Source organism: Micromonospora mangrovicola, assembly GCF_047200535.1.
GTDB lineage: Bacteria > Actinomycetota > Actinomycetes > Mycobacteriales > Micromonosporaceae > Micromonospora.
The window spans coordinates 26,417-47,795 of sequence record NZ_JBJZOG010000003.1; the positions used below are offsets into that span (position 1 = coordinate 26,417).

The following is a 21,379-nucleotide window of genomic DNA, read 5'->3' on the forward strand; positions in this document are numbered from 1 at the left end:
GCGGCTCTTCCGGCCGGGCATACTTGCCGGATGTCGAGACCCGCCGAGTCCCGCCCCCAGGCGGTGTCGCCCATGCTGGCCGCGTTACGTGCCGGCACCCGGGTGCATCACCTCGCCCTGGAGCGCGACCTGGACCTGCCCGGCCGGATCCGGGACCGGGCCGACCTGGTGACCGTTCTCTCCGCGATGCTCGCCTCCTGGGCGTCGCTGGAGCGGGATCTCGCCGCCGCCGACTGGTCCGGGCTGCGGCTGGACACCCGGCTCGGTGCGGCGACCGATCTGCTCCGCGCGGACCTGGCGGCCCTCGGGGTGGACCCGGAGGCGGCGCCGGTGGCGGAAGCCGGTGTCCGCTTCGGCTCGCCGGCCCGCGCGGTGGGCGGCCGGTACGTCCTGCTCGGCAGCGCCCTTGGCGGCAGCGTCATCGCCCCCGCCGTGGAGCGCCGCCTCGACCTGGCCGAGGGGGCGGCAACCCGCTTCTTCCGGCGCAGCGGGCGAATGCCCGGCCGTGACTGGCGGGACTTCCGGCTCGCCGTGGCCGGTCGCGACTGGTCCTCCGCAGAGCTGCGCGAGGCGACCGACGCCGCCCGGGAGACCTTCACCTTCGTCGGCCGCGCCGCCGCTCCGGTCCTCGGCCACCGCGTCGATCCGGCCGCCTGAACCGGCGCGGCCCCGGTCCCGGCCGGCCCGGCCGTCGGGCCGGGTACGCCACCAGGCCGTATGTGTGACCAAGCGCCCGATGGCCCACCGCCCCGGCCGCTCGCCGGGCCGCCGCCGCTACCCTCGTCCCTCGTCCCGGGCGGCCGGGCTGACGAGGGGGCACAGGTGAGCGGGATCCGGTGGGGCGTGGTGCTGCCCCAGGGCTGGCGGTCCGACCTGACCCACCTGGGCGACCCGGTGGCGCAGTTCGAGGCGATGGTCGGGGTGGCCCGGGAGGCCGACGAACTGGGCTGCGACTCGGTCTGGCTCTACGACCACGTGCAGGCTGTCTCCGGCCGGCCGGAGACCACCTTCGAGTGCTGGACCAGCCTGGCCGCGATCGCCCGGGAGACCCGCCGGGTCCGGCTGGGCCAGATCGTCACCTGCAACAGCTTCCGCAACCCGGCGCTGCTGGCGAAGATGGCCGCGACCCTCGACGTGGCGAGCGCCGGGCGGGCCTTCCTCGGCCTCGGTGCCGGCTGGGATCAGCGGGAGTACGACGCGTACGGCTTCCCGCAGCCGTATCCGTCGACGGGGGAGCGGTTGACCCGGCTGGACGAGGCGGCGGCGGTGGTCACCGCGATGCTGCGCGAGCCGGTCACCACCGTCGAGGGCCGGCATCACTCCGTACGCGGGGCGCAGAACGTGCCGACCGGGGCGGGCCGCTCGCCCGTACCGCTGCTGATCGGCGGCAGCGGCGAGAAGCGCACGTTGCGGACGGTGGCCCGGTACGCGGACGCCTGCAACCTGACCGATCACACCGACCCGGCCTTCTACCGGCACAAGCTGGACGTGCTGGCCGGGCACTGCGCCGACCTCGGCCGCGACTACGGCGCGATCCTGAAGACCGCCTCCCTCTCGGTCTTCACCGGGGCCACCGAGGCCGGGGTGACCGCCCGGCTGGCCGGGCGGGACCGGGCGGAGACGGCCGCGGGCAGCGCCGTCGGCACCCCCGCCGAGCTGGTCGAGGTGTTCGGTCGGCTGGTGCAGGCCGGCATGGAGTACCTCATCCTCTACCTCCACGAGCCCACCGACCTCGACGCGCTGCGGCTCTTCGCCCGTGAGGTCGCCCCGCAGCTCGGGTAACCAGGGCGGGGAACCTCGCGACCCCGGGGCGGGTCCCGGGCCGGCGCCGCCGGCCGTCCCGGCGGGATCGCTAGCTGTACCGGCCGGGTCCCTTGGCGTACCTCAGGTAGAGCATCGGCCCGATGGGAAACGACAGCACGATGATCAGCGCCCAGGTGTTGCGGTCGAAGTGGCGCAGGTTCCGGTCGCTGGTCTGGGCCAGGCCCGCGAGGCAGCGCCGGTCGAACCAGACGACGACGGCCATGATCGCCGCAACGGTGACCAGGCCGACCGTCAGGCTTCCGCCCATCGCTGCCCTCCGTCCGCCCTGCGCCGCATGCCCGCCTCCGGGAGTCGATCGCCGGACGTGGTGAGGTCCGGCACTGTCGAGCCTACCCGTCGGGCGGGTGGGGGCCCGGTCCACAGCCACCTGTCGGAGGTGCTGACCCGACCAGGATTTCAGGTCGCCGACCGGGGACCGGGCGCCCCGTCCGGGCCTGGGCGGCCGGGTCCCGGTCGGCGCTGACCGAACTCGCCGGCGACGGTCCGCAGCGTTCGGGTCAGCTCCTTCGCCGACGGTGCGCTGCCCGGGTCGACCAGCCACTGGGCCGCCACCCCGCCGAGCAGCGCCTGGTGGAACCCGCCGAGCGCCAGCGCGGCGGCCTCGTCGGCGGCCGGGTCGAGCCGGTGGAAGATCTCGGCCAGGCCGAGCCGGGCCTGGCGGTTGGCGGTGGCGAACGCCTCCCGCAGCTCGGGTGCCCGGTCCATCTGGGCGATCAGCTCGAACTGGATGGCCCAGAGCGGCCGGAGCCGGGCGAAGGACTCGATGATCCGCTCCCAGGCCGCCTCGAACCGCTGCTCGGGTGTCGCGTCCGGGCCGGCGTCCTGGGCCAGGGCGCGGCCCAGTTCCTCGCCCCACTCCGCCATGGCCTCGGCGAGCGCCTCGTTGAGCAGTGCCTTCGTGGTCCGGAAGTGGTAGCCGATGGCGGCCAGGCTGGTGCCGGCGGCGGTGGCGACGTCGCGGGCCGTGGTGGCCGTGTAGCCCTTCTCCATCAGGCAGCGCTTCGCGCCCGCCAGCAGGTCCTCCCGATTTCCCATGTGGAGAAGCGTACCCGCACTTTGAACATGCGTCTTGCACAACCGTCTAACACGCTTGTACCGTCACGGCCATGACCGATGTGCTGATCTCCGGCGCCGGTGTCGCCGGCACCACGCTCGCCTGGTGGCTGCGCCGCCACGGCCTCCGGCCGACTGTCGTCGAGCGCGCCCCGGCGCTGCGCGACGGGGGCTACAAGGTGGACGTCCGGGGGGCGGCCCTGACCGTGCTGGACCGGATGGGCCTGAGCGAGCAGATACGCGGGCGCGACACCGGAATGCGCCTGGCCCGCTTCGTCGACGCCGGCGGTCGACAACTGGCCACCATGGACGCCGCGCTCTTCGGCGGCCGGGAAAGTGACGACGTCGAGATCCTGCGGGGCGACCTGGCCCGGATCCTGATGGCCGCGACCGGCGATGTGGAATACCGCTTCGGCGACTCGATCGCCGCGCTGCGCCCCGCTGCCGACGGGATGGTGGTGGACTTCGAGCGCGGCCCGAGCCGCCGTTTCGACCTGGTCGTCGGCGCCGACGGGCTGCACTCGACGGTCCGGCGGCTGGCCTTCGGCCCCGAGTCGGCGTACCTGCGCCCGCTCGGGCATCACATCGCCATCTGCACCGTGCCGGCCGAGTTCGGCGAGGAGCGGGTCGAGCTGATGCACCCGGCGCCGGGACGGACCGTCGGCGTCTACCGGACCGCCGGCGCGCCGGACGCGCGGGCGCTCTTCCTCTTCCGGTCGCACGCCGAGGCACCCGGCCACCGGGACGTGGCCGGCCAACGGGCGGTGCTGGCCCGGGCCTTCGCCGGGGTCGGGTGGCGGGTGCCGGAGCTGCTCGCCGAGCTGCCGGACGCGTCGGACCTCTACTTCGACGCGATGAGCCAGGTCCGGATGGAGCGCTGGTCGACCGGCCGGGTCGGCCTGGTCGGGGACGCCGCGTACGGGGCGTCGCCCGCCTCCGGGCAGGGCACCAGCCTCGGCCTGGTCGGGGCGTACGTGCTGGCCACCGCGCTGGTGGAGGCGGCCGGGGAGCCGGCGGCCGGGTTCGTCACGTACGAGCGCCGGATGCGGCGGTTCGTCGCTGCGAACCAGCAGCTGGCCGAGCGGAACCTGAAGGGCATGGTGCTCGGCTCGGCCGGGCAGATCCGGTTCCAGACCCTGATGCTGCGGCTCATGCCGCGCCTGCCCGGCCGGGAGCGGATGATCCGCCGGGTCACCGGGCCGATCCGCGCGGCGGCCACCGCGATCACCCTCCCGGACGTGCCGACCAGTGCCGCCTGACCGCCGTCGCCCGGGCCGTCAGGACTCCGGGGCGTCCAGGCGCTCGGCGTACGCGGCGCGCAGCTCGTCCCAGCCGAAGTCCGTCGACTCGGCGCCCCGGATCGGGCCCACCGGGTCGCCGTCGAGCAGGTGGCCGGCGACGTCCAGGCAGAGGTGCCAGCCGGCGGCCATGATCGGGGCCAGGTCGGGCTTGTCGATCCGGTGCCGCAGGGTCAGCCGGGTGCCGGCGTCGGTGCGGGCCAGCTCCCAGCGCAGCAGCCCGTCGCCCCAGGTGTACTCCAGCAGCGTCGGCCGCTCGGCCCGCCGCACCGTCGCCTGCTGGGGATACCTGCGGTCGCCGTCGACCGTGCTGAGCGTGGCCCCGCCGGGGGTGCCGAGGTCGCGGCTGGCCAGGAAGGGGGCCCACTGGGCGAGCCGCTCCGGTTCGGTCAGCGCGGCCCACACCCGCTCCGGCGGGTGCCGCAGGTCCCGGACGAACACCAGGTCCCAGCCCTGATCGGCGGGTACCCGGGCGACCTCGGCGAGCGGGCCGGGCCGGAAGCTCTCGCGGTCCATCGTCACTCCTGACTGTCGAGATGGCGCTCCAGGGCGTCGAGGTGCGCCGCCCACATCCGCCGGTACGGTCCGAGCCAGTCGTCCACGGCCCGCAGCGGTCGGGTGTCGATCCGGTAGATCCGCTGCTGGGCCGCGGTGCGGCAGGTGACGAAGCCGGCCTCGCGGAGCACCTTCAGGTGCTTGGAGACGGCTGGCTGGCTCATCCCCAGCGCATCCACGAGATCGCCGACGCTGCTCTCCGCCCGGCGTAGCCGGTCGAGGATGCGGCGTCGGGTGGGCTCGGCCAGGACGGCGAACGCGTCGACGGACACCCGAACAATATGCCTTACAGGTTATATGCCTGTCAAGGAATGTAGGAGTTTCAGGCAGGGGCCCTCCTCGACGCCCGGCGTCGGGAAGGGCCCCTGCCTACCCTCAGTGCCAGGTGTCGGTGAGGGTGACCGGGCCGGTGGCGGTGGCCGTGCGGTTCGCGCCCGACTCCCAGACCACCTGGCCGTCGGCGGTCCGCTTGACGTACTTGTAGGCGAAGGGGGTACCGGCCGGCAGGGTCACGCCGCCGGTCCAGACCGGGTAGCTCGCCGCCGACAGCGGCAGCCCTCGGGCCGGGTCCCAGCCGCCGAGCGCGGGGATGTCACCGACCACGTAGACGCTCTCCCCGTAGACGGTGTTCACCGTGGCCCGGAAGTCGACCGTGGCCGACGCGGGCGGGGTGCCGGACGGCTGGTTCCAGGTCGCGGTGACGGCGGTACCGCCGGTGCCGGCGCGGTTGGGGCCGTTCTCCCACTGCACCGCGCCGTTGCCGATCTTCACCAGCTTCCACTCGAACGGGGTGCCGGCCGGGAGGTCCACCGCGCCGGTCCAGGTGGGGTAGCTGCTCGTGGAGGTGGTGAGCTTCACCCCGCCGGCCGGGTTCCAGGCACCGAGCTGCGGCAGCGAGCCGACGACGTACACCTCCTGGCCGTAGTCGGTCTGTGCGGTGACGGTGAACCGGGTCAGGCCGGCGGGCGCCGTCGGCGTCGGGGTCGGCGTGGGTCCGCCCGGGGACGTGCTGGCCGACGGCGTGGCGGACGGCGACGGCGACGGCGTGCCAGCGCCGACCCGGGCGTCGACGTGCAGGGCCAGGGCGTGGTTGGCGGGCACGGTGGCGGTGAAGCCGCCGCCGGAGACGGTGACGGTGTCGCCGGTGCAGATTCCGGTGGTGCGCTGGTAGACGCCGCTGGCCACGTCGCAGTACCGGCCGTCGGGCAGCCCGGTGGCGAAGGCTCGGCTCCACGCGCCGTCGGTGGCGTTGAAGGCCGCGAACCCCTTGTCGCCCCGGGCGAACGCGAGCCGGCCGTTGCCGTCGGTGACCACCTGGGCGAGCCCGGTGCCGGCGACAGCGTTGCGGAAGCCCGGCATCCCGGCCACCTGCGGGTTGCGGTGCTCGCAGATCCACTGCCCGTCGCCACAGGTGGTGGCCTTCGTGGTGCCGTCGGCGGTGCTCGGCGGCCCCTGCGCGGTCACCGAGCCGAACGCGTAGCTCGACATGAGCTGCGGCCGGCCGTACGGGTGGGCCAACATGAACGCGTCCGCCAGGTAGTAGCGGTCACCGTTCTTGTAGGTCAGCGTGGGCGCGGACCGCTGGGTGTCGTGGTTGTCGACGAAGGTGATCGACTGGGCGCCGGTGAGGCCGCCGTGGTTCGGCATCGAGGCGAGCCTGCTGATGTTGCCGTCGCGGAACGCCGAGGAGACCGCCCGCTGGTAGTCGAAGTTGGTCACCGCGCCCATCCCGGCGTAGGCGGTGTACGGGATGACCGAATCCCCGTAGACCTCCTGGAAGATGTCCGGCCGGCCGCCGAAGCCCGGCACGTCGTGCAGCCGGCTGTAGATGTCGGCCAGGTGCGCCTCCTGGACGTGCTTGGCGGCGTCCACCCGGAACCCGGCCACGCCGAGGTCGATCACCGAGTTCATGTACTTGGCGATCTTGCGGCGTACCTCGGGATCGGCGGTGTTCAGGTCGGCCAGGTCGAGCAGTTCGCAGTCCTGGATCTCCGACTTGCTGCCCCAGTTGTCGATCCGGTGGTAGCAGGGGGCGAAGTCGGCGTACCGGTAGCTGTCGCCGGAGCCGTCGTCGAACAGGTTCGGGTAGGCGTACTTGGTGTACGGGGTGCCGGCGCTGCCTGGGCCGTTGCCCGCCGAGCCGGTGCCGCTCATGTGGTTGAGCACCACGTCCACGTAGACCTTGACGCCCTGGTCCCGGCAGCGGCGGACCATGTCCGCGAACTCGTCCCTCGTGCCGCGCCGGGTCCGGTCGAGCCGGTACGACACCGGTTGGTAGTCCTGCCACCAGGGGTAGCCGGCCCCCTCGGCGCTGGGGATCACCACGTGCTCCTGCGGCGGGGAGACCTGCACGCCGCCCCAGCCGGCCGGGCCGAGCGTGCTCTCGCACTCCTGCGCCACCGAGGACCAGCGCCACTGGAACAGGTGGACGATCGCGTCGCCGTTCGCGGTCACCGCCGCGGCGGCCTCGGCGGGGCGGGGTTCGGCGGCGGCGGCGACGGCGGTCAGCCCGCCGGCGGCGAGTGCCGCGGCGAGCGCGGCCGCCGGTACGGCGGCCCGGGGTCTACGGGACATCGGGGTACTCCTCGGGACGGAGGGCAGGGGAACAGGAGCCGAAAGAATCGGCAAGGTTTCCTGCAAGTTACGCAAGAAGTTGCAGGTTCTTGCGACCGTAACAGTGATGACGGTGATTGTGAATCGCCGATTTCTCTGTCTCTGCTTGGCGTGTATCCCCTTGCGGCGACGTGCAAGTGCTGCAAGAAATCGGCGGAAGCGTCTCCGTCGCGTCGTCCGGGCGTGGCGGGCCCGCCGGGCTTCCTATGCTCGGATCATGGAACTGCGGATCTTCACCGAACCCCAGCAGGGCGCCAGCTACGACCAGCTGCTCGCCGTCGCGCGCCGCGCCGAGGAGACGGGCTTCGGCGCGTTCTTCCGCTCCGACCACTACCTGAAGATGGGTTCGGTGAGCGGGGAGCCGGGCCCCACCGATGCCTGGACGACCCTCGCCGGCCTGGCCCGGGACACCGCCCGGATCCGGCTCGGCACGCTGATGACCGCGGCCACCTTCCGGCTTCCCGGCCCCCTCGCCATCACCGTGGCGCAGGTCGACCAGATGAGCGGCGGCCGGGTCGATCTGGGCCTCGGCGCCGGCTGGTACCGCGAGGAGCACGACGCGTACGGCATCCCGTTCCCGCCGCTGGGAGAGCGCTTCGACCGTCTCGAGGAACAGCTCGCGGTCATCACCGGGCTCTGGGAGACCCCGGCCGGCACGACCTTCGACCACCCTGGCAAGTACTACCCGGTCAGCGACTCACCGGCGCTGCCCAAGCCGGTGCAACAGCCGCGCCCGCCGATCCTGCTGGGCGGCACCGGACCGAAGCGGACACCGCGACTGGCCGCCCGGTACGCCGACGAGTTCAACCTGCCGTTCGTCTCGCCCGAGGACTCGACCCCCGTCATCGAGCGGGTGCGGGCCGCCTGTGCGGAGATCGACCGGGACCCGGCCGGCCTGATCTTGTCGCACGCCCTGGTGGTCTGCTGCGGGCGGGACGACGCCGAGGTGGCCCGACGGGCCGCCGCCATCGGCCGGGAGCCGGCCGAGCTGCGGGAGAACGGCCTCGCCGGCACCCCCGCCGAGATCGTCGACAAGCTCGGCCGGTACGCCGCCGTCGGCAGCCGGCGGGCCTACCTCCAGGTGCTCGACCTGGCCGACCTGGACCACCTGGACCTGGTCGCGGCCGAGGTGATGCGCCAGCTCTGAGCGGCCGCGCCACGGGCCGGTCCCGGCCGGGACCGGCCCGTGCGGGTGTCCCTCCGGGCAGCGCTTCCTCAGCCGGGACGGAACAGCCGTGGCTTGACACCTTGACGGATGATGCACCCGGACGAGCGCGTCGACGACGGGGGTGGGACGTTGGAGCTGCACCGGAGCCGGGGCACGCTGCCGCTGGCGATCATCTGCGTGGCGGCCGGCGTGATGGTGCTCGCGGTGGCGGGGGACGGGCTGCTGCGCCTGCTGGTCGCCGTGGGCGTCGTGCTGATCGCCGGCCGGGTGCTGGTCGGTGCGCTGCGCCCGTTCCGCTTCGTCATCAAGCCCGAGGGGCTCGAGGTACGCCGTCCCGGGCTGCGCGGGACGTACCGCTGGGAGCAGTTCGACGCCCTCGTCCTGGACGGCGCGGCCCGGCTGCTCGGCGTGCCCGGCGCCGGGCTCCCCGGCCTGCGGATCACCGCGCGGCACCCGGTCGACGGGCGTCCCGCCGTGGAGCTGCTCGACCTCACCCAGGTCCGGGAGAACCCCGTCGAGGTGGTGGCGGCGCTGACCCGCTGGTCCGGCGGCCGGTTCAGCGACGCGCGGACGCCGGCCGCCGCCGGGTACGACGGCGGGGACATCCGGTTCGCCCGCGCGCTGCGCGGCTACGACATGCTGGCGGTGGACCGGCTGGTGGGCCGCGCCCAGGACGCGCTCGCCCAGGGCGGGCCGGCGGAGCGGCGGGCCGCGCGCGCCGAGATCGAGCAGGCCCGGGCCGCCGGACTGGAGGTGGCGTTGCGCGGGTACGACACCGGCCAGGTGGACGCGGCGCTCGACGCCCTCCGCGCCGCCCTGACCGACACCGACACACCGACCGATCGGACGACCTCCGCGTGACCGACGCCACCGCTCCCGTGCCCACCCCGCCCGTCGCCGATCCCCGCAACCCGGGGCCCGTCCCGGACCGCAACTGGGCGGGCAACGTCCGCTACCGCGCCGCCCGGCGTCACCGCCCGTCCAGCCTGGACGAGCTGCGCCGGCTGGTGGCCGGCGCCGAGCGGGTCCGGGCGGTGGGCAGCGGGCACTCGTTCAACCGGCTCGGCGACACCACCGGCGACCTGGTCTCGCCGGCCGGGCTGCCGCCCACCGTCGAGCTCGACCGGGACCGGGGCACCGTCACCGCCGCCGCCAGCCTGCGCTACGGCGACCTCGCCACCCGGCTGCACGCCGAGGGGTACGCGCTGGCCAACCTCGCCTCGCTGCCGCACATCTCGGTGGCCGGCGCGGTCGCCACCGCCACCCACGGCTCGGGCCGGCGCAACGGCAACCTGGCCGCGGCCGTGGCCGGGCTGGAGCTGGTCACCGCCGACGGTGACCTGTGCGTCGTCGACCGCAGCGACCCCCGGTTCGCCGGGATGGTGGTCAACCTCGGCGCGCTGGGCGTGGTCACCCGGGTCACCCTCGACGTGGTGCCCACCTTCGACATCCGGCAGTACGTCCGGCTCGGCCTGCCCCGGGCGGCTCTCGACGCCGCGCTCGACGCCGCGTACAGCGCCAGCGTCTTCACCAACTGGCGGTCGGAGCGGCTGGACCAGGTGTGGCTCAAGCAGCGGGCCGACCAGCCGCCACCAGCGGCGGACTGGCTGGACACGCACCCCGCCGACGTGCCGGCGCATCCGGTGCCCGGCATGCCGCCCGGGAACTGCACGGTCCAGCTCGGCGCGGCCGGGCCGTGGCACGAGCGGCTGCCGCACTTCCGGCTCGGGTTCACCCCGAGCAGCGGCGACGAACTCCAGTCCGAGTGGCACGTGCCGCGGGCCGCGGCCGGCGCGGCCCTCGCCGCGCTGGATCCCGCCGCCGAACGGATCGCCGCCGTCCTGCAGATCTGCGAGCTGCGGACGATCGCGGCGGACGGGCTGTGGCTCAGCCCCAACCACGAGCGGGACAGCGTGGCGCTGCACTTCACCTGGATCGGCGACCCGGCGGCGGTGACGCCGGTGGTGACCGAGGTGGAGGAGCGGCTGGCGCCGCTCGCGCCGCGCCCGCACTGGGGCAAGCTCTTCGTCCGGAACCCGGCCGGCACCTATCCCCGGTACGACGACTTCCGCGCCCTGCTCCGCGAGTTCGACCCCGCCGGCAAGTTCCGCACCGACGAGCTGGACCGGTACTTCCCGCGCGCCTGACGGTGGGCCCGGTCAGCGGTGCGGGTCGGTGATCTCCCGGAGCCGGGTGAGGGCGCGCCGGAGCTGGCTCGTGTTCTGCCGGCCCAGGTGCCGGGTCCATTCGGCCTCCACCTCCGCCTCGGCCCGCCTCGCCACGGCGACGGCTGCCGCGCCGCGCTCGGTGATGGTGACCAGCCGGGCGCGGGCGTCGGACGGGTCCGGGGCCCGGCGCACGTAGCCGGCGCGTTCGAGCTGGTCGACGAGGAAAGCGGCGGTCTGTTTGGTGATCCTGGCCTGCTCGGCCAGCTCGGTGACCCGGGTTCCGTCCGGTCCGATCCGGGCGAAGAGCCGCCCCTGCGCCACGGTCACGTCGTCAAATCCGGCGGCGGCGACGGCGTCGAACACCCGGCTCTCCATGGCCCGGTACGCGATGAAGCAGAGCAGCCCGAGATTCAACCCGTCGTCCACGGCACCCGCGGCCATGACACCCCTTGACCTGGTCAGATAATTTGACGAATATTGGTCAGAGGATCGTACCAAACTCGGGTCGCTGGTCAGGGGGCGGGCATGCACCGGGACGACATCTGGCGGACCATCGACGACGAGCGCGCCAGCCTCGCCGACCTGCTCGACGACCTGTCGCCGGCGGAATGGGAGGTCCCCTCCCTCTGCGCCGGCTGGCGGGTCCGCGACGTCGCCGCGCACCTCACGCTCGCACATACCGGGCCGCTCGCCGGGGCCGTGGCGATGCTGCGCGCCCGGGGGAACTTCGACCGGATGGTGCGCGACAGCGCGATCCGCGAGGCACGCCACCCGGTCGGGACGTATGCCGTCAGGCTGCGCGGCATGGTCGGCTCCCGCCGCAGGGCGCCGCTGGTGAGCGACCTGGAGCCGTTGCTGGACATCCTGGTGCACGGTCAGGACATCGTCCGGCCACTCGGCCGCACCCGCCAGATGCCGACCGAGGCCGCCGCCACCGCCGCGACCCGGGTCTGGACCATGGGCTGGCCGTTCCACGCCCGGCGCCGGCTCGACGGCTTCACCCTCACCGCCGTCGACCACGGCTGGTCGGTCGGGCGGGGTCCGCAGGTGGCGGGGCCGATCGGGGCGCTGCTGCTCCTGCTCGCCGGGCGGCACGCGGCCGTCGGCGAGCTGACCGGTCCCGGCGTGCCGGAACTGACCGCCCGGCTGTCCGCGGCGGTGCGCTAGCCGCGGGCCATCTGGTCGCGCAGGCTGCCCCGCTGCACCGCCCGGCTGATGTCGCTGGGCGAGACGATCCCGACCAGCCGCTGGTCGGTCACCACCAGCGCCCGCCCGTCGGCGCACTCGCTGAGCCGGGGGAGCAGTTCGTTGAGCTGCTCGTCCGGCGAGGCGAGGACCAGCTCGTCGGAGCGGCAGGCCACCTCGGCCAGGGTGGTCGAGGCACGGCGCTCGGCCGGGATGCCGCGTACCCGGTCGAGGGTGACCAGGCCGACCGGCCGGCCCTCCTCGATCAGCGGCAACGCCGAGTGCCGGTACGCGAAGAGATAGTGGTCCACGAAGTCGGCGACGGTCATCTCCCCGGAGGCGGTCTGTGGCTGCGGGGTCATCACGTCGGCGACCCGTACCCCGCGGAGCGCGCTGCCCATCCGGGCCTGCCGCTCCTCCATGCCGGCCGCCCCGATCAGGAACCAACCGATCAGCGCCAGCCAGAGCCCACCGATCCCCGCGCCGACCAGGAACCGCCACAGCCCGAAGGCGATCAGGACGATGCCCAGCACCCAGCCGGCGCGGGCGGCCACCACGGAGGCCTTGGTCCGGTCGCCGGTGGCCTTCCACACCGCGGCGCGCAGCAGCCGCCCGCCGTCCAGCGGCGCGGCGGGCAGCACGTTGAAGACTGCCAACAGCACGTTGATCCCGGCCAGCCAGGACAGCGCGCCGAGCAGCAGCCCGTGCGCCCCGGCCACGGCGAGCAGCACGGCGATCGCCCCGAAGAACAGCCCGATCACCAGGCTCACCAGCGGCCCCACCCCGGCGATCCGCAGCTCGGCGCCCGGGTCCTTCGCCTCCCCCTTCAGCTCGGACACCCCGCCGAAGAGCCACAGCGTGATCCCCTCGACGCCGATCCCGTTGCGCTTGGCGACCACGGCGTGCGCCACCTCGTGGGCGAGCAGGCCGAGGAAGAAGACCACCGCCGCGCTCAACCCCGCCGCCCCGTACGCGAGGGCGGAGTGACCGGGGTACGAGCGGGGGAACAGGCTGGCCGACAGCGCCCAGGCGATCAGCAGGAAGATGACCAGGACGCTCCAGTTGACCCCGACGGGTACACCCGCGACCCGGCCAAGCCGGAAGCTCGCCCTCATGAGTCCGTCATACCCCCGGAACGGTCCTCCATGCCAGGGCGGAACGGCCCCTCCCCGGCCGATTCTCCGTACCGGCACGGCGCCACTGGATCGGATATCCGACTGGCCCCGATTCACCGGTCGGGAACACTGGCCGCGCTGACCGGCGGCGAGCGGTTCGCCGCGCTGCGGACCGAGATCCGGCAGGTGCTCGACGCCGAGGACCGGATTCCCTACCCCGGCTGGCGGGGCGACCACCTCTGGTACGACTTCTGGACCGACGCCGCCCATCCGCGCGGGCTGTGGCGCCGGACCACCCTGGACCAGTACCGCCGCCCCGAACCCGAGTGGGAGGTGCTGCTGGACGTCGACGCGCTGGCCGCGCAGGAGGGCGAGAACTGGGTCTGGCAGGAGGTGACCGTGCTCCGCCCCGGATACGACCGCTGCCTGATCAGCCTGTCCCGGGGCGGCGCGGACGCGGTGGTGGTACGCGAGTTCGACCTGGTCCGTCGGGAGTTCGTCGCGGACGGCTTCACGCTACCGGAGGCGAAGAGCTCGGTTTGCTGGATCGACGCCGACCACGTCTACGTCGCCACCGACTTCGGGCCGGGGTCGCTGACCACGTCCGGCTACCCCCGGGTAGTCAAGCGGTGGCGGCGCGGCACACCGCTGTCGGCGGCCGAGGTCGTCGACGAGGCGCAGGTGGACGACCTGGCGGTGCACGCCGCGCACGACCACACCCCCGGGTTCGCCCGCGACTTCGTGTGCCGCAGCCTGGACTTCTACCGCACGGAGAACTACCTGCTGACCGGGTCGGGGCAGCGGCGCCGGATCGAGGTGCCGGAGGACGCCCAGTGGGACGTGCACCGGGAGTGGCTGCTGATCCGGCTGCGCTCGCCGTGGACGGTGGGAACGGTCACCCACCCGGCGGGAGCGCTGCTGGCGACCCGGTTCGAGGCGTTCCTCGACGGCGGTCGGGACCTGACCGTGCTCTTCCGGCCGGACGCGCGCACCGCGCTCAGCTACCACGTCTGGACCCGGAACCACCTCATCCTGGCCACCCTCGCCGACGTGCGGAGCCGACTGGAGGTGCTGACCCCCGGCCCGGACGGCTGGCGGCGGGAGCCGCTCCCCGGGGTGACGGAGGACGACCACAGCTCGGTCGTCGAGACCGACCCGGACACCGGGGACGCCTACCTGCTCGCCTCGGAGGGGTTCCTGCGACCCGCGACGCTGCGGCTCGGGCGGATCGGCGGGCCGGTCGAGCCGCTGAAACGGGAGCCGGCGTTCTTCGACGGCACCGGCCTGGCCGTACGCCAGTTCTCCGCCACCTCGGCCGACGGCACGCAGGTGCCGTACTTCGTGGTGGGCGACCCGGAGGCCCCCGCCGGGCCGACCCTGCTCACCGGCTACGGCGGCTTCGAGGTCAGCCAGACCCCGCACTACAGCGGCGGGGTCGGCCGGGGATGGCTGGTCCGGGGCGGCACCTACGTGGTGGCGAACATCCGGGGCGGCGGGGAGTACGGGCCCGCGTGGCACCGGGCCGCGCTGCGGGAGAACCGGCCCCGGGCGTACGAGGACTTCGCCGCAGTGGCCACCGACCTGGTCACCCGGGGCATCACCACGCCGGCGCAGCTCGGCGTCGAGGGCGGCAGCAACGGCGGGCTGCTGATGGGGGTGATGCTCACCCGCCACCCGGAGCTGTTCGGCGCGGTCGTCGCGCACGTGCCGCTGCTGGACATGCGCCGATACCACCGGCTGCTGGCCGGTGCCTCCTGGACCGCCGAGTACGGCGACCCGGACCGGCCCGACGACTGGGCCTGGCTGCGCCGCTACTCGCCGTACCACAACGTCGGCGGTGACCTGCCGTATCCGCCGGTCCTGTTCGTCACCTCGACCCGGGATGACCGGGTGCACCCGGGGCATGCCCGCAAGATGGCCGCCCGGCTGCGCGCCTCCGGCCACGACGTGTCGTACTACGAGAACGTGGAGGGCGGCCACGGCGCGGCGGCGAACAACGAGCAGGCCGCCTTCAACTGGGCGCTGACGCTGGAGTTCCTCTGGCGGAGGCTGACCGCGGAGACGCCCCCGGCACCGCCGCGGCAACGTCCGGCGGACCCGGGTGAGCGCCACAGCACCCCGGTGTAACCCGCGCGTCGCGCGGCGGAGCGGTCAGCGGCGGCCGGGGGCCTGACTGACCACGGTCGGCGAGAACTCGTTCGCCGCCTCCACCGCCCACTCCAGCGCGAAGTCCGCCTCCACCTCCCAGCCCGGCTCCCCGCCGACGAAGTGCGACCGGCCGGGGAACAGCTGGTAGCCGGTGATCGCGGTCGAGCCCCGGTAGAGGTTGGCATTGGCGGACACCACCGACGGCGGCAGCACGTGGTCCTCGCCGCCGGCCGTCAGCAGCAGCGGCGCCCGGTCGCTGCGTAGCTTGTCGACCTCCGTGGTCGCGTCCGGGTTCAGGTTGGCGAACGCCGCCTCGAACAGGACGTGACCGGCGCCGGGTACGGCGTACCGCTCCCAGGCCGCGTCCGACTGCTCCTGGCTGATCGTGTTGCCGAAGGCGTACCGGAAATCCTCCCGGGTGAACGGCACCGCGCGGTGCCGGTTGGCCGGGTTGTGCAGGATCGAGTAGCTGGCGCGCAACGTGCTCAGCGGCAGCTTCAGCACGCCCTTGACCTGGGCCGGGTGAATGCCGACGCCGGCGGCGCCGAGTTTCCGGTCGAGCAGCAGTTGCGTGATCAGGCCGCCGAACGAGTGCCCCATGATGATCGGCGGCCGTGGCAAGCCCTGGATGATCGCCGCGTAGTGGTCGACGATGGCGGGGATCCGCTGGGCGGCGATCGGCGCCGGGTCCTCCCGCAGCTCCTCGACCTCCCGGTCCATTCCCGGCCAGGCCGGGGTGAGCACCCGGAAACCGCGCGCCGCGTACCGGTCGACCCACTTCTCCCAGCTGCGTGAGGTCATCCAGAGTCCGTGGATCAGCACGATCGTGTCGACCCGTCCCGTCGGTACCCCCATGGCCTGCCCCCTGTTCCGCGCCCTCGGACGAGTGCGCTGGTTACCCGGCCCGGTCGCGCTCACTCCCCGGGGGCACGTGCGCGGCGACTCCCTGGATCAGCAGGTCGAGCCCGAAGTCGAAGCGGATGTCGCCGTCGCCGTTCATCAGCTCCGCCAGGTGCTCCTGCAGGTGCGGGTAGCTGCCCGGCGGCAGGCTCCGGTAGTAGTCGGTCAGCTGCGTCCGTAGCCGGGTCCACCAGGTCTGCGGGTCCTGGCCGGAGGCGCGCACCTTCGCCGCGTACAGGGCGCCCTCGTAGGCGTCCCCGGCGATGTAGAGGAAGAGCCGGTCCAGGAACCAGGCCGCCGGCTGCGGCGGCACCCCGCCGGCCCGCAGGATGGCGAGCAGCCCGTCGGTGACCCGCAGCGCGTTCGGCCCGCTGGGGATGGTGGCCAGCGAGGCGAGCGCCAGCTCGGTGTGCGTGGCGTAGACGCGGTACGCCTGCCGGGCCACGTCCCGGACCTGTTCCGTCCAGTGCTCCGGGTCGGGCTCCGGCACGGTGATCTCCGCGCTGGCCCGGTCCACCAGCAGTTCGAGCAACTCCTCGCGGCCGGAGACGTGGGCGTACAGGGAGGCCGGGCCGGTGCCCAGTTCCTGGGCCACCCGGCGCATGCTCAGCCCGCCCAGCCCTTCCCGGCTGATCACGGCGAGGGCGGCGTCGACCACGGCCTGCTGGCTGAGCGCCTGTCGGGGCGCGCGGCCGCGGGGCCGGGTACGCCAGGGCGGGGCGGGCTCTTCGCTCACGGACGACCTCCGGATCGGGGACTCGAACATCGTACTTGCCGCGAACGGTGTTCGTTGATAGAACAGTGTTCGTCAACGAACAGTGTTCGTCAACGAACAGTGTTCGAACAAGCGGAGGACGTGATGACGACCGAACTCAGCGCACCGGCACCGCCGGACCACGCGGGGACGGAATCCGAGGGCCACCCGTGGCGCTGGTTCGCCCTGGCGGTGATCCTCGCCGCCGAGGTGATGGACCTGCTCGACGTGCTGGTCACCAACCTCGCCGGCCCGGCGATCCGGGCCGACCTCGGTGGCTCGCCCACGGTGATCCAGTGGATCGGGGCCGGCTACACCCTCGCCATGGCGGTCGGCCTGGTCACCGGTGGCCGCCTCGGCGACCTGTACGGCCGGCGCCGGATGTTCCTGATCGGGGTGGTCGGCTTCACCGCCGCCTCGGCCCTCTGCGCGCTCGCCGGCAGCCCGGGCACGTTGATCGCCGCCCGGGTGGCGCAGGGCCTGTTCGGGGCCGTGCTGCTCCCGCAGGGCCTCGGACTGATCAAGGAGATGTTCCCGCCGAAGCAGCTCGCCGCCGCGTTCGGCGCGTTCGGCCCGGTCATGGGGATCTCCGCCGTCGGCGGCCCGATCCTGGCCGGCTGGCTGGTCGACGCCGACCTCGCCGGCACCGGCTGGCGCGCCATCTTCCTGATCAACGTCCCGCTCGGCCTGCTCGCCGCCGCCGGCGCGGCGCGCCTCCTGCCCGAGTCCCGGGCCACCCACGCCAGCCGCCTCGACCTGCCCGGGGTCGGGCTCGTCTCGCTCGGCGCCCTGCTCCTGGTGTACCCGCTCGTGCAGGGGCGGGAGCACGACTGGCCCGGATGGGCCTTCGCCATGCTGGCCGGGGCCGCCGCGGTCTTCGCCGTCTTCGCCGGGTACGAGCTGCGCCGGCAGCGCGCCGGGCGGGACCCGCTGGTGGTGCCCACCCTGTTCCGCCGCCGCGCCTTCACCGGCGGGCTCGTCGCGGGCCTGGCCTTCTTCACCGCGCTCGCCGGCTTCTCGCTGGTGTTCAGCCTCTACCTTCAGCTCGGGCTCGGCTGGTCGCCGCTGCGCACCGGGCTGGCCGGGGTGCCGCAGGCGCTCGGCATGGTGGTCGCCTTCGTCATCGCCGGGGCCGGACTCGCCCAACGGCTCGGCCGGCGGCTCATCCACCTCGGACTGGTGGTGGTGCTGGCCGGGGTCGCCGGGATGCTGCTCACCCTCCACCTGACCAATGACCACGTGACCCCGTGGCGGCTGGCCCCTGCGCTGCTGGCGGTCGGTTTCGGTATGGGCCTGGTGATGGCGCCCTTCTTCGACATCGTGCTCTCCGGGGTGGCCGAGGAGGAGACCGGCTCGGCCTCCGGCACCCTCACCGCGGTCCAGCAGCTCGGCGGGGCGCTCGGTGTCGCCCTGCTCGGCACCGTCTTCTTCGACGCGATCGGGCACGGGGTGTCGCACGCCGTACGGCTCACCCTCGCCGCGGAGCTGGGTCTGCTGCTGGTCACGCTTGTCGGCGCGTTCCTGCTGCCCCGCCGCGCCCGCGAGGGCGTCGGCGGCGGGCACTGACGGCACCCGCCCGGGCGGCACGTCCACCCCGCCCGGGCGGGCGGGCCTGACAAATGTCATGGTCCGAAGGTGACGCGTGCTCCGGGAAATCGGACGCCCGAGGCCGGACCATCATTGTCATGACCGACACCGCACCGGCCGTCGAACTGGCCGGACTCACCAAGACCTTCGGCCCGGTGACCGCCGTCGACGGACTCGACCTCCGGATCGCCCCGGGCGAGGTGGTGGCCTTCCTCGGCCCGAACGGCGCCGGCAAGACCACCACGGTGGACATGCTGCTCGGCCTGGCCCGCCCGGAGGCCGGCACCGTCCGGCTCTTCGGTGGCACGCCGGCCGAGGCCGTCCGGCTCGGCCGGGTCGCCGCCGTGATGCAGACCGGCGGGCTGCTCAAGGACCTCACCGTTGCCGAGACGGTACGGATGACGGCGCACTTCTACGGGCACAGCCGCCCGGCCGGTGAGGTGCTGGAGCGGGCCGGCATCGCCGGCATCGCCGACCGGCCGGTGGGCAAGTGCTCCGGCGGCCAGCAGCAGCGGCTGCGCTTTGCCCTGGCGCTGCTGCCCGACCCGGACCTGATGGTGCTGGACGAGCCGACCACCGGGATGGACGTGGAGGGCCGGCGGGACTTCTGGCAGGCGATCCGGGCCGACGCCCGATCCGGCCGGACCGTCCTCTTCGCCACCCACTACCTCGACGAGGCCGACGCGTACGCGGACCGGATCGTGCTGATCCGGCAGGGCCGGGTGGTCGCCGACGGCACCACCGCCGAGATCAAGAACCTGGCCGCCGGCCGGCTCGTCCGGGCCACCCTGCCCGGCGCCGACCAGACCGCGCTGGCCGCGCTGCCCGGCGTGCAGGCGGTCGAGGTACGCGGCGACGCGGTGCTGGTGCACACCGACGACTCGGACGTCGTCGCCCGGCACCTGCTGACCCGGACCGCCGCGCGGGACCTGGAGATCACCTCGCGCAACCTCGAGGACGCCTTCCTCGCCCTGACCACCACCACCGCCTGACCGCCGACCCGCCGAGACCGGAGCCCGAGATGACTGTCACCGCCTCGCCCACCACCGCCCCGTCCACCCGGGCCGGCGACCGCCGGCCCCCCGCCCTGGGCGGGTTCTCCACCGCCGTGCTCGGCATCGAGATCCGCCGGGTGCTGCGCAACCGCCGCACGCTGGTGTTCATCCTGGTCATGCCGGCGGTCTTCTTCCTCCTCTTCGGACTGCCGCAGCGCGGCCAGGAGCTGCCCAACGGCCTGCCGGTCACCGGCTGGATCATGATCAGCCTGGCCGTGTACGCGGCGATGGTCGCCACCACCAGCGCCGGGGCGGCGGTCGCCACCGAGCGGGCGCTCGGCTGGAGCCGGCAGCTCCGGCTCACCCCGCTGCGCCCGCCCGCGTACGTGGCGACGAAGGTGGCCACCGCGATGGTGCTCGGCCTGCTCGGCGTGCTGGTCGAGTTCGCCGTCGGCGCCGCCTCCGGGGTCCGGCTGCCGGTGCACGTCTGGGTGGAGTCCGGGCTGACCGCGTGGCTCGGCTCGCTGGTCTTCGCCGCCTTCGGCCTCTTCGTCGGCTACCTCGCCCCGGCCGAGAACGTCATGCAGTTCATGGGCCCGGTGCTGGCGATCCTGGCCATGCTGGGCGGCCTGTTCATCCCGCTGGACTTGCTGCCGGACGTCATGCAGCAGATCGCCAAGTTCACCCCGGTGTACGGCGTCGGACAGCTCGCCCGGTCCCCGTTGACCGGGGAGGGGCTGAACTGGGTGGCGGTCGGTAACGTCACCGCGTGGACGCTCTTCTTCGCCCTCGGCGCGGCCCGGCTGTTCCGCCGGGACACCACCCGGGTCTGACCCGCGGCGGCGGAGGTTAGCGTGTTCACCGTGGCCCTGCCGGCGGAGCGCGCGCAGCAGCCGGTGACCCACTGGCGGGTCACCGGCTGGCTGCTCGCCGCCGTCTGGCTCTTCTTCCTCAACATCCCGCTGCTGGCCGCCCTGCACCAGGCGGAGGTCTGGCGGCGGGTGCTCGGCGCGGCCACCCTGGTCGCCTTCGGTGTTCTCTACGTCCTGGTCTTCCAGTGGGCGCGCGCCCGCCGGCAGGCCCACCGGGGCATCCCGCTCGGGCGGGCCTGGACCGCGCTGGCGGTGCTGCTGGGGCTCGGGCTCGCCGGCATCCCCGGCACCGGCGGGGACTGGCTGACCACGCTGGTCTTCGTCGCCGCGGCGGCGGTGTTCCTGCTGCCCACCCGTGAGGCGATGGCGGTGGTCATCCTCGCCGCGCTGGCCCCGCCGGTCACCGCGATGCTGGTGCCGGCGTGGAAGTCGGAGGGCACCGTGGTCTTCGCGGTGGTGCTCGCCTCCTTCGCGATGTTCGGGGTGACCCGGCTGGCGCAGCGCAACGCCGAACTCCAGGCCGCCCAGCAGGAGATCCGCCGGCTCGCGGTGGCCGAGGAGCGGGCCCGTACCGCCCGGGACCTGCACGACATCCTCGGGCACTCGCTGACCGTGGTGGCGGTCAAGGCCGAGCTGGCCGGCCGGCTGCTGGACCTGGACCCGGCCCGGGCGGCCACCGAGATCGCCGACGTGGAGCGGCTGGCCCGGCAGGCCCTCGCCGACGTGCGCGGCACCGTCGGGGCGTACCGGGGGGTGAGTCTGGCGGCGGAGCTGGCCGGCGCCCGTTCGGCGCTGGCCGCCGCGGGCATCGCCGCGGAGCTGCCGGAGCACGTGCCGCCGCTGCCGGCGGAGCGGGACGAGCTGTTCGGCTGGACGGTCCGTGAGGGCGTGACCAACGTGGTCCGGCACAGCGGGGCCCGGCGCTGCGAGATCCGGGTGGACCCGGCGGCGGTGGAGGTCCGCGACGACGGCCGGGGGCCGGCCGCCGAGCCGGGCGTGGCGGGGCACGGCCTGGTCGGGCTGCGCGAGCGGGCCCGGCGGCTGGACGCCACCGTCACCGTCGGCCGCCGTCCCGGGGGCCGGGGCTTCCTGCTCCGGGTGGCCCTGCCGGCCGGGGCCGGCGAGCGGGACGGAGGATGACCGG

General features: G+C 74.1%; 21 protein-coding genes. 12 read left to right on the forward strand and 9 right to left on the reverse strand.

Going from position 1 to position 21,379, the window contains the following annotated elements; all coding sequences use genetic code 11:
• Window positions 1–30 precede the first annotated feature (30 nt).
• Entirely contained in the window at window positions 31–657 is a 627-nt protein-coding gene (locus tag ACL02O_RS01835) for a biliverdin-producing heme oxygenase (RefSeq protein ID WP_412816148.1), read from the forward strand.
• 165 nt (window positions 658–822) lie between these two features.
• Entirely contained in the window at window positions 823–1,782 is a 960-nt protein-coding gene (locus tag ACL02O_RS01840) for a TIGR03560 family F420-dependent LLM class oxidoreductase (protein WP_412816149.1), read from the forward strand.
• Window positions 1,783–1,852: 70 nt separating this feature from the next.
• Here the strand turns inward: ACL02O_RS01840 and ACL02O_RS01845 are convergent, their stop codons facing one another.
• Entirely contained in the window at window positions 1,853–2,071 is a 219-nt protein-coding gene (locus tag ACL02O_RS01845) for a hypothetical protein (RefSeq protein WP_412816150.1), read from the reverse strand.
• Between the two features lie 149 nt (window positions 2,072–2,220).
• Window positions 2,221–2,859 carry a TetR/AcrR family transcriptional regulator gene (locus ACL02O_RS01850; protein ID WP_412816151.1) on the reverse strand — a complete coding sequence of 213 codons (639 nt, stop codon included), beginning with the start codon at window positions 2,857–2,859 and terminating at the stop codon, window positions 2,221–2,223.
• A gap of 71 nt (window positions 2,860–2,930) precedes the next feature.
• Between ACL02O_RS01850 and ACL02O_RS01855 the strand changes: the two genes are divergently transcribed.
• Entirely contained in the window at window positions 2,931–4,136 is a 1,206-nt protein-coding gene (locus ACL02O_RS01855) for an FAD-dependent monooxygenase (RefSeq protein ID WP_412816152.1), read from the forward strand.
• A gap of 18 nt (window positions 4,137–4,154) precedes the next feature.
• Here ACL02O_RS01855 and ACL02O_RS01860 read toward each other — a convergent pair whose 3' ends face one another.
• The 3 genes from ACL02O_RS01860 to ACL02O_RS01870 all read right to left on the reverse strand — a co-directional run bounded on the left by ACL02O_RS01860 (window position 4,155) and on the right by ACL02O_RS01870 (window position 7,304).
• On the reverse strand, window positions 4,155–4,691 hold the full coding sequence (locus tag ACL02O_RS01860) for an SRPBCC family protein (RefSeq protein ID WP_412816153.1): 537 nt from the start codon (window positions 4,689–4,691) through the stop codon (window positions 4,155–4,157).
• Between the two features lie 2 nt (window positions 4,692–4,693).
• A complete protein-coding gene (locus ACL02O_RS01865) occupies window positions 4,694–5,002 on the reverse strand; it encodes an ArsR/SmtB family transcription factor (RefSeq protein ID WP_412816154.1) in 309 nt (102 codons plus the stop codon).
• 103 nt (window positions 5,003–5,105) lie between these two features.
• The gene (locus tag ACL02O_RS01870) at window positions 5,106–7,304 is read right to left on the reverse strand and encodes a carbohydrate-binding module family 20 domain-containing protein (protein WP_412816155.1); all 2,199 of its coding nucleotides are present in this window, start codon (window positions 7,302–7,304) and stop codon (window positions 5,106–5,108) included.
• A gap of 256 nt (window positions 7,305–7,560) precedes the next feature.
• On the opposite strand from ACL02O_RS01870, the gene ACL02O_RS01875 reads away from it, so the two are divergent.
• The 3 genes from ACL02O_RS01875 to ACL02O_RS01885 all read left to right on the forward strand — a co-directional run bounded on the left by ACL02O_RS01875 (window position 7,561) and on the right by ACL02O_RS01885 (window position 10,658).
• On the forward strand, window positions 7,561–8,490 hold the full coding sequence (locus ACL02O_RS01875) for an LLM class F420-dependent oxidoreductase (RefSeq protein WP_412816156.1): 930 nt from the start codon (window positions 7,561–7,563) through the stop codon (window positions 8,488–8,490).
• A 108-nt stretch (window positions 8,491–8,598) separates the two neighbouring features.
• Window positions 8,599–9,372 carry a hypothetical protein gene (locus tag ACL02O_RS01880; protein ID WP_412816157.1) on the forward strand — a complete coding sequence of 258 codons (774 nt, stop codon included), beginning with the start codon at window positions 8,599–8,601 and terminating at the stop codon, window positions 9,370–9,372.
• 17 nt (window positions 9,373–9,389) lie between these two features.
• Window positions 9,390–10,658 carry an FAD-binding protein gene (locus ACL02O_RS01885; protein WP_412816269.1) on the forward strand — a complete coding sequence of 423 codons (1,269 nt, stop codon included), beginning with the start codon at window positions 9,390–9,392 and terminating at the stop codon, window positions 10,656–10,658.
• 12 nt (window positions 10,659–10,670) lie between these two features.
• Here ACL02O_RS01885 and ACL02O_RS01890 read toward each other — a convergent pair whose 3' ends face one another.
• Window positions 10,671–11,120: a MarR family winged helix-turn-helix transcriptional regulator gene (locus ACL02O_RS01890; RefSeq protein WP_412816158.1), complete on the reverse strand. Its 450-nt coding sequence runs from the start codon at window positions 11,118–11,120 to the stop codon at window positions 10,671–10,673.
• Window positions 11,121–11,204: 84 nt separating this feature from the next.
• Here ACL02O_RS01890 and ACL02O_RS01895 point away from each other — a divergent pair, with 84 nt between their 5' ends.
• Window positions 11,205–11,846: a maleylpyruvate isomerase family mycothiol-dependent enzyme gene (locus ACL02O_RS01895; RefSeq protein ID WP_412816159.1), complete on the forward strand. Its 642-nt coding sequence runs from the start codon at window positions 11,205–11,207 to the stop codon at window positions 11,844–11,846.
• Here ACL02O_RS01895 and ACL02O_RS01900 read toward each other — a convergent pair.
• Window positions 11,843–12,979 (reverse strand): site-2 protease family protein, encoded by a 1,137-nt coding sequence (locus ACL02O_RS01900; RefSeq protein ID WP_412816160.1) that lies wholly within the window; start codon window positions 12,977–12,979, stop codon window positions 11,843–11,845. The genes ACL02O_RS01895 and ACL02O_RS01900 overlap by 4 nt on opposite strands.
• A 30-nt stretch (window positions 12,980–13,009) precedes the next feature.
• On the opposite strand from ACL02O_RS01900, the gene ACL02O_RS01905 reads away from it, so the two are divergent.
• Entirely contained in the window at window positions 13,010–15,106 is a 2,097-nt protein-coding gene (locus ACL02O_RS01905) for a prolyl oligopeptidase family serine peptidase (protein ID WP_412816161.1), read from the forward strand.
• Between the two features lie 24 nt (window positions 15,107–15,130).
• Here ACL02O_RS01905 and ACL02O_RS01910 read toward each other — a convergent pair whose 3' ends face one another.
• Entirely contained in the window at window positions 15,131–15,982 is an 852-nt protein-coding gene (locus tag ACL02O_RS01910) for an alpha/beta hydrolase (protein ID WP_412816162.1), read from the reverse strand.
• 40 nt (window positions 15,983–16,022) lie between these two features.
• Complete coding sequence (locus ACL02O_RS01915; RefSeq protein ID WP_412816163.1) at window positions 16,023–16,763, reverse strand: TetR/AcrR family transcriptional regulator; 741 nt, start codon at window positions 16,761–16,763, stop codon at window positions 16,023–16,025.
• A gap of 123 nt (window positions 16,764–16,886) precedes the next feature.
• Between ACL02O_RS01915 and ACL02O_RS01920 the strand changes: the two genes are divergently transcribed.
• The 4 genes from ACL02O_RS01920 to ACL02O_RS01935 all read left to right on the forward strand — a co-directional run bounded on the left by ACL02O_RS01920 (window position 16,887) and on the right by ACL02O_RS01935 (window position 21,375).
• Window positions 16,887–18,347: an MFS transporter gene (locus ACL02O_RS01920; protein ID WP_412816164.1), complete on the forward strand. Its 1,461-nt coding sequence runs from the start codon at window positions 16,887–16,889 to the stop codon at window positions 18,345–18,347.
• Window positions 18,348–18,466: 119 nt separating this feature from the next.
• Window positions 18,467–19,360, forward strand: coding sequence for an ABC transporter ATP-binding protein (locus tag ACL02O_RS01925; RefSeq protein WP_412816165.1), 894 nt, complete (start codon window positions 18,467–18,469; stop codon window positions 19,358–19,360).
• A gap of 29 nt (window positions 19,361–19,389) precedes the next feature.
• Window positions 19,390–20,196, forward strand: a complete 807-nt coding sequence (locus ACL02O_RS01930) for an ABC transporter permease (RefSeq protein WP_412816166.1) — start codon at window positions 19,390–19,392, stop codon at window positions 20,194–20,196.
• Window positions 20,197–20,217: 21 nt separating this feature from the next.
• Window positions 20,218–21,375: a sensor histidine kinase gene (locus tag ACL02O_RS01935; RefSeq protein WP_412816167.1), complete on the forward strand. Its 1,158-nt coding sequence runs from the start codon at window positions 20,218–20,220 to the stop codon at window positions 21,373–21,375.
• Window positions 21,376–21,379 lie beyond the last annotated feature (4 nt).